This is a genomic window from Aurantimonas sp. C2-5-R2 (genome assembly GCF_036549495.1).
GTDB classification, from domain to species: domain Bacteria; phylum Pseudomonadota; class Alphaproteobacteria; order Rhizobiales; family Rhizobiaceae; genus Aurantimonas; species Aurantimonas coralicida_A.
On sequence record NZ_JAZHLJ010000215.1, the window covers coordinates 1 to 1,668 of the forward strand.

Below are 1,668 nucleotides of genomic sequence, written 5' to 3' on the forward strand. Positions count from 1 at the left end.
TCCGTACATTGAACGCTTGAGAAGCTTGAGTTTGGTGACCTGTCCCTCCGTCTGGGCGTTGCTCCAGCCGGTTCGCAGAGCTGCATGAACCGCGCTGCTATCCTGTTCGAGCCCTGCGGCGAAGGTTTCTATTGTGCGCACGCCGCAATCTCTCGCTTCGAGAAGCCATTCGTTGAAGACCGGGCCGGCATCGCGAGCCTTCGTGCCGACGCGACGGACGAGATCGACAAATCGGCGAACGAGCCGAAGCAGGACAACGGCATCACGATCCTGACCGATTTGCCTGATCACGTCGGTCTCCTCGACCGATCTCGCATCGGGTGCCTTGACGATCAGCCACGCGAGCTGTTTCGACGAAGGAAGGGACCGTGGTTGCGGAGCCTCCGGCCGTCGAGCATGATCGCCGTTACGGTGCGTGGTGAACTTCGAGAGAACTGTCCGCCGATCCTGAAGCCACCGTCGTATTTGTTTGGGTGTTCCAGAAAAACCCTGATCCCGGGCTTCGCGCCAGAGCTGAAGACCGTTCTCGCAGCCTTCAGCCAAACGCGCTTGGAGCATCGGCAGATACGGGTCGATGATGCTCCTTCCTGGCGTTTGAACTGAGCGTTCGGGAAAGCCTTCAGCATGGGCAAACTTGCGCACGGTTGCTCTGGCCAAGCCGGTCGAACGGGTAATCGCCATCAGCGTCTCGCCGGCGAGATAGCGGCGGCGGATGTCTTCATACTGAGCCTTGCGCCGTCCTCGGCTGTCGGCGGCGTTCGTGGCATCCGACCGAGTGCGGGGAAATGCCTTCGTTCGGCCCTTTCCCGACGTTTCCACGCTCTGGAGCGGTGGCAGGCGTCGAAAACGTGCATGAGCGCCGGCAGTCCAACGCTCGACCATTTGCCGCGTGTTGTAGAGAAGATGCCAACGATCGGCGACCTGAACGGCGCCCGGAGCGCCGGTGCTGATGCCGCGCCGATACTCGGTCGAACGATCCCGTGCGACGATTCCGATCTCCGGCCTCCGGCGGAGCCAATTGGTCACCGTTCCTGCTGTGCGATCTGGCAAGAGGTCGATCGGGCAGTGGCGCTCGAGATCGACGACGATCGTGCCGTATCGCAACCGCTTCTTCATGGCCCAATCATCGACACCGATGACGGTGGGCGCTGGCAGTACCGGCTGTGGCATCCGGCGGACCAAACGCAAAATCGTGTCGCCGCTCGCAGGCATGGCGATCTGCGTTGCGAGGCGGCTGCCTGCCGCGCCACCGAGGGCGATCCCGATCCTCGCCTGCGCTTTCGCCAGACGGTTGGTCCGTTGCGCCGACGGCGCGATCAGCGTCGGGAGTTGCTCACCGAAAGTCTGGCGTTGGCAATCTGCGTTCCGGCAGGCATACCGCCGGATCCGCACATCGAGCCGGACTTGCCGACCGATCATGGGCAGATCGAAGGGACGCCGGTAATAGTAACCGTGAACGATCGTCGATCGCTGCTGACACTCCGGACATCTCGCACCGTTATGCCGCCCTTGCGCGGAAATCGATAATCCCGACTGCCCTTCGCGCCGGATTCGACTGCAAAGGCAGCCGGGCATCATGGAAATCTCAAGCATGCTTTCTCCACCGCATAATCTGCGGTGTTAGAAAGAGTCGCCAAGCCTCGTGACCACACAACCTGCGCAAGAGCC

The 1,668-nt window shown here is 61.8% G+C and carries 1 protein-coding gene; it reads right to left on the reverse strand.

Annotation, left to right across the window (positions count from 1 at the left end):
• Nucleotides 1-1,593 (reverse strand): ISL3 family transposase (locus tag VQ044_RS25045; protein ID WP_331827890.1); only part of this gene is annotated, 1,593 nt, incomplete at its 3' end.
• Nucleotides 1,594-1,668 lie beyond the last annotated feature (75 nt).